This is a genomic window from Legionella norrlandica (genome assembly GCF_000770585.1).
In the GTDB taxonomy this organism is placed as follows: Bacteria; Pseudomonadota; Gammaproteobacteria; order Legionellales; family Legionellaceae; genus Legionella; species Legionella norrlandica.
This window is the reverse complement of record NZ_JNCF01000014.1, coordinates 54,495-60,589: the sequence shown is the minus strand read 5'-3', so window position 1 is coordinate 60,589 and position 6,095 is coordinate 54,495. Positions and strand designations below refer to the sequence as shown.

Sequence of the window (6,095 nt, the reverse complement as noted above, 5' to 3'; positions counted from 1 at the left end):
ATCTATTAGACCACGTTACATACTTTTAGCATGATGAACAGACCACCAAGCTCCTGCTATTATTAAACGTTTTTGTATTACATACCGATATGCACTTTCTACCTTACCCGATTGTCAATAGATTTAAAAACCAACGAGATGAATAAAATAAATACACAAACTGCATTCTATGATATAATTTTGCCATTTTAAATTTAAATGGTGCTCTATTATGAAGCAAAAACTCAACCAACTCAGTTCAAAACATCATAATCTATTAAATTTAAATACATCTCCGGAAAAAAAGATTCACCCAGCAATCGAATACTTCCGTCAGTTACAAATAGCACGACCTTCAACTCAACTGGAGGAGTTTTTATCAAATTTTGCAACGCCAAAATCAATTGATTCCGAAACTTTTACAGAAGGAGTGAAAAAGTTTATTCAGTTGGCTAATAGTAATCCGCTTGATAAAAAATCAAATCAGGGTAGAGAAGCATTATACGGAAATATTTATTCAGGTCTGCATTACAATAATGATTTAGTCAAGATGTGGAATGCTGAGCATAGTAACTACGATGAGCCCCTTAAGTCTTCACAAGTAACAACTCTTGTTCCATCGGGATGGGATTCTACGTTGCAGGATGGATTTATCACTCTAATTTATAAGGGGCAGCAACCCGCTCAAGCGTTAGATGAATTAATCAAAGGACCAACAATCATTGATTGTGGTATGTTTACTCAATTGAGTTTATGGTTCGGCCTTCGGTACATGCTAGGTAATGAGCGATTCAATCAATGTTTTGGGCGCGCCCCATTTTTTATAACCCAAATGGTCTACAATGGTATTGAAGACAGCAACAAACCCTATTCTGGAAACCCACTCTATTCATTTCTATCAAAAGGAAAAGCAACTAAAGCTTCCTCCGTGACTGTTAAACACCTAACAAATACCCCTTTATATCCTTTAAAACATCCTGGAGGAAATTATGGTGGCGAGAATTGCATCGTAATTGGTAAACAATATTATATTTTTGACCCTCATTTAGAGGGTACTCAAGGGATTAAAAAATCCGCTGTATTGAACTTACTACGCCAAGCATTTAATGAGGAAAGAGCACAATACGATACCGATCGCTTATCATCGTATGCTGCGACTCCAGAAGAATTTCATCCTAGGTTCTTTCAAACTTGTGGCCAATTAATTGAAAAGGCTGAACAATTACGCCATAAAACAATCACAGAAGAAGAATTTCTTCAGGTGCAGCAAAATAAAGATCTTGAATTAGTTTTTGATTTGCATAAATTTTCAACTTGGTTACAGCACATTGAAAACAACAAGCAAGATGACGCCATGAACTATTTACCTCAGCCTATTGATTCCTCTCTTCTCCCTATTGAATTACTCAATGTGATTCCATTTGAAAACAGAACATCCATGGACTTCTCTAGATTCAAACAGGAGACACCACAGCAGAAAGAGTTAATGATAATGAGCAAGCAATTTTGTCAAAACATCATGGATGATGAATCTAAATTGGTTATATTAACTGGAAAAGCCGGTGTTGGTAAAACAGCATCCGCTGTGTGTGCTGCAAAAGAATTAGCGGCCAGAGGAAAGAAAGTGCTCTGGATTTCAGAAGTCATGGTCAATGGATGGGCAGACCAAGCTAAGAGTATTTCTGATCTTGATAATTGCGGTCTGGAAATAGATAACTTATTAGCCACAAACCCTGATGTTGTATTCCTAGATGATGATAATCTGGCCGGTTTCAGCGGTAATCTATTGCTTGAAAAAATATATTCTTGGTATGTGAATAATCCTGGAAAAGGATTATTCATTACTTCCAATGAACCCATTCGATTTAAGAATTGCTATGGTTATAAATTGGATGAAAAATACTATTATCCCCCATTTAATGATTACAACTCTTCCCAATACCTAAATTGGCATTATAAAGAGGATTTAGCAGGTGAAAGCCTACGATCAAAACGCGATGGACAATCCATCGGGGCTATAGTAAGCGATTTATCCTGGAGAACCAATGAAGGTAGTCTGGGGCAAGTTGAGCTAATTCCAGCTTTTGACGAAAACGAGGAATTAGCTCCTATTCGCCAATCATTGCACAATACAGGATATATGAATTGCAGTGCTTATGATAAATTACGTCCTGTGCAAAAACGATGGATTCATGTCTGTCAAGCAGGTGGAACGCATTCATATTTTGGCGGACGCTCTCATTATAATGAGCCTTACCTCACTGCAAATCCAACGAAGTTTGAAAAAACTACTAGCAAAACAATAGCTCTTGAAATAAGAGAATATAACTCTTGTTTTTCAGGAAAAAAAATTGATTCAACCTCCATGGATCAACTAATTCGTGTGCTCAATTATGCCCATGATCAAGGTGGGAGACGGATTATTTTAATCAACCAAACTAGCTACAGTACGGAGCAATTACTAATTCAAATTAAAGCCCAACTTCCAGAGTCTGAGTGTGAACGAACATGGTCTCGTTTAAAGCTATTGCTTTGTGAAACTGAAGATTCTATTTTTAAGTATGAGCAATTTAATGGTCATATTGAACATATTATTCCAGAGAGACATTTTGTTGATGAAGGCAGCAAAGGTTTGGAGCGCCAATCCACACATGGAAAGAGCCCTAGTCGTTTTTCTACCAAAATAATGACTGGTGAACCATTTCTTGATACATTCTTATCTATCAAAGACCACGCTCACGAAAATAATTCTACTTTTAGACTTGTTCCAAAAAGTTTTAACCTGAAACCTATTCTTCCCCAAAGAAGACAGTTGAGTTTCTTCCAAGATACAAAAAATCCATCCATAAAACCAAATGATATCAATCCACTAAATCTGAAAACAAAAGTGGAAAAATACAGTGGTGTTCCGAAAGGGGATTTTTACAGACCAACCGCGTAAACAAGAGAAAGATTTTTAATTAAGCATCGCCACGAATGAATAGGTTTTGAAAAAGTGGGACGTACCTGTTTTGCTATCAAGCTTTGCTTACCTTAAGCCTCCAGGACAGTTTGTCGTCTTACTTCTATATTGATATCACCTAATTTTATTGAATATGCTTTTTTATTCAACAAAATTAGGCGATATCATAATGTAATAAACATCACTCTCTTTACTCATGTTGTTTGCACCTCAGTGGCTGCTGCTTTTTGATACTCACCTGCCGCTAAGATTGCAAGGTCTTATGGAATCTCGGGACAGAATATTGGATTTTTCGGAATAAGATATTGGATAATTCGGGGTAACAATCTGGATTTTTCAGAATAAACAAAGATATACTTTAACAATATCTATTAGGCAATGCCCCTGAAGTTTCTTACACACTATTGGATCTTAAATTTTTCACAGATTTTTGAGTTTACTTCAATATGCCTCTCTCCGCGCTAGGAATTTGGGTAGTTCCAAATTCCTAGCGCGGGAGAGCAACTGTGTTGAAAATTTGGTTGCTCTATCTACTTGTGTAAGTCCTTTAGTCCATGCTAATGTGTATTAATTTTGAGCGGAATCTAATCATGCAACAAATAGTCATCAAATTTGGCGGCACCAGTGTTTCAAGCAGAACCACCTGGAACAATATTGTATCTATCACTAAAAAACATCTGGATGCTGATGTTCAACCAATCATCGTCTGTTCTGCTCTAACCCAAATCTCTAATAAATTGGAAAAAGCTATTGAAGCTGCTCTTCTTGATGAGCATCACAGTATCTTGAGTGACATTCAAAACAGCCATATGAACCTGGCAGAACAACTTGAGGTCAATCCCGAATTAATTTCAATGGACTTACATCAATTACAGCAATGGCTGACTGGAATCGCCTTGCTTAAACAAGCACCCGCCAAAACTCACGCTCAAATTTTAAGCTTGGGTGAATTAATGATGACACGTCTTGGGCATGCATTTCTTGAAAAACAGGGGATTCAAACAAAGTGGTATGACGCCAGAGAATTGCTAACAAGTATGCCTACACCAGGTGGTGAGATTATGAACTACCTGTCAGCGCGTTGTGAAAGTGAATATGACCCGGCGTTAGTAGAGAAATTTCTTTCAAGTGGAGCTCAAGCCATTATTACCCAAGGCTTTTTTGCAGCCAATTCTCATGGTGAAACGGTTTTGCTTGGCCGTGGAGGTTCTGACACTTCAGCAGCATTACTCGCTGGAAAACTACAAGCTTCTTCATGTGAGATATGGACTGATGTCCCAGGAATTTATACTGCGAACCCACATCAACTACCGCATGCTCGATTATTAAAGCAATTAAATTATGACGAAGCTCAAGAAATTGCATCAATGGGTGCCAAAGTTCTTCACCCAAACTGCATACCGCCAGTTCGCAAAGCCAATATCCCTATGGTAGTAAAATATACTCATATGCCAGAACATTCAGGGACACTAATTACAAAAGACATTGATGAATCCGCCCCTTTAATCAAATCCATCCAGGTTAAACACAGCATTTTATTGATTTCCATAGATACCTTGAATATGTGGCAACAGGTTGGATTCCTAGCTGATGTGTTTGCTGCCTTTAAAAAACACGGCTTTTCCGTCGACTTGCTTTCTTCTTCTGAGTTTAACGTCACCTTATCCTTGGATGTTAACGCCAAAATACATGACAGACCAGCGATTAATGCTTTGCTGGAAGATTTAAACCAATTCGGGCGCGCCAAACTTATAGAACCATGCAGTGCTGTCAGCTTGGTGGGGCACCACATTCGAACTGTATTACCTCATCTAGGCCCCGCCTTGGAGGTGTTTGAGGCAAAGCAAGTCTATTTGATGTCTTTGGCATCCAATGATCTTAATTTGACTTTCGTGGTTGATGAATCCCATGCTGATAAACTGTGTCAGAAATTACACCATTTATTGATTGAAAGTAATCCTCAAGTCTTTTATTACTCTAAAAGTTGGCATGAAGAATTTGGAAAACCGAATGTACGCCCTACGCCATGGTGGGAAATCGAAAGAGACCGATTACTAACTACCAGTGCTCTCCATTCACCCTGTTATGTTTACCATAGCCCAATACAAATCAGTCGTGCCAAGCAGTTATCAGCTCTGGAGTCCATTGATAACTTATTCTATGCCATTAAAGCCAATCCATTCCCTTCCATTTTAAAAACCCTTGAGAAAGAAGGTATAGGATTTGAGTGTGTTTCCATTCAGGAATTGGATCTGGTGTTAAAACTATTTCCTAATATCAAAAGAGAAAGAATTTTATTTACACCCAATTTCGCCCCCAAATTGGAATATGAATTTGCATTACAAGCAGGCTGCTATGTCACCATCGACAGCCTATATCCTTTAGAAAATTGGCCTGAGTTATTTGAAAATCGTGAAGTGATTATACGCATAGATCCAGGTACTGGCGCTGGCCACCATAAGCACGTTTCTACAGGTGGCAATGAATCCAAATTTGGTATCACTCAAAATGACATCGGACAAATTTTATCTCTGGCAAGAACCCACCATGTCAAAGTCATAGGTCTGCATGCTCATTCAGGGAGCGGGATACTCTCTACAGACTTATGGCAACAAACAGCAATGATGCTGGCTTCACTAACCACCCAATTCCCTGAAGTACGTTCAATTAATTTAGGAGGTGGCCTAGGCATTGTAGAAAAACCAGGCCAACATCCTATTGATTTTACTGTACTTGATGCCCAATTAATGGCAGTAAAATCTCAATTCCAGGGATTGGAAATTTGGCTTGAGCCCGGACGTTTCTTTGTTGCTGAAAGCGGGGTTATTCTCGCCAAAGTCACTCAATGTAAAGAGAAAGGGAAAGTAAGATTTATCGGTATTGAAACAGGAATGAACTCCTTAATCAGAACTTCATTATACGGTGCCTATCATGAAATTGTAAATTTAACTCGACTTCATGAGGAAAAAGCTGGATTTGCTCATATAGTTGGTCCTATTTGTGAATCTGGAGACACACTCGGCTATGACCGATTGTTACCAGTTACCAAGGAAGGTGACATCATATTAATAGCAAATACTGGAGCTTATGGTCACTGCATGAGTTCGCACTATAATTTGAGGCCTCCTGCTCAAGAAATAGTTCTGGAATAATG

The 6,095-nt window shown here is 38.4% G+C and carries 2 protein-coding genes; both read left to right on the top strand.

Features of this window, described 5'->3' with window-relative positions:
• Window positions 1-211 precede the first annotated feature (211 nt).
• The gene (locus OK13_RS05415) at window positions 212-2,920 is read left to right on the top strand and encodes a P-loop NTPase family protein (protein WP_035888590.1); all 2,709 of its coding nucleotides are present in this window, start codon (window positions 212-214) and stop codon (window positions 2,918-2,920) included.
• Window positions 2,921-3,531: 611 nt separating this feature from the next.
• Complete coding sequence (locus OK13_RS05410; protein WP_035888588.1) at window positions 3,532-6,093, top strand: bifunctional aspartate kinase/diaminopimelate decarboxylase; 2,562 nt, start codon at window positions 3,532-3,534, stop codon at window positions 6,091-6,093.
• The last annotated feature ends 2 nt before the right edge of the window (window positions 6,094-6,095 follow it).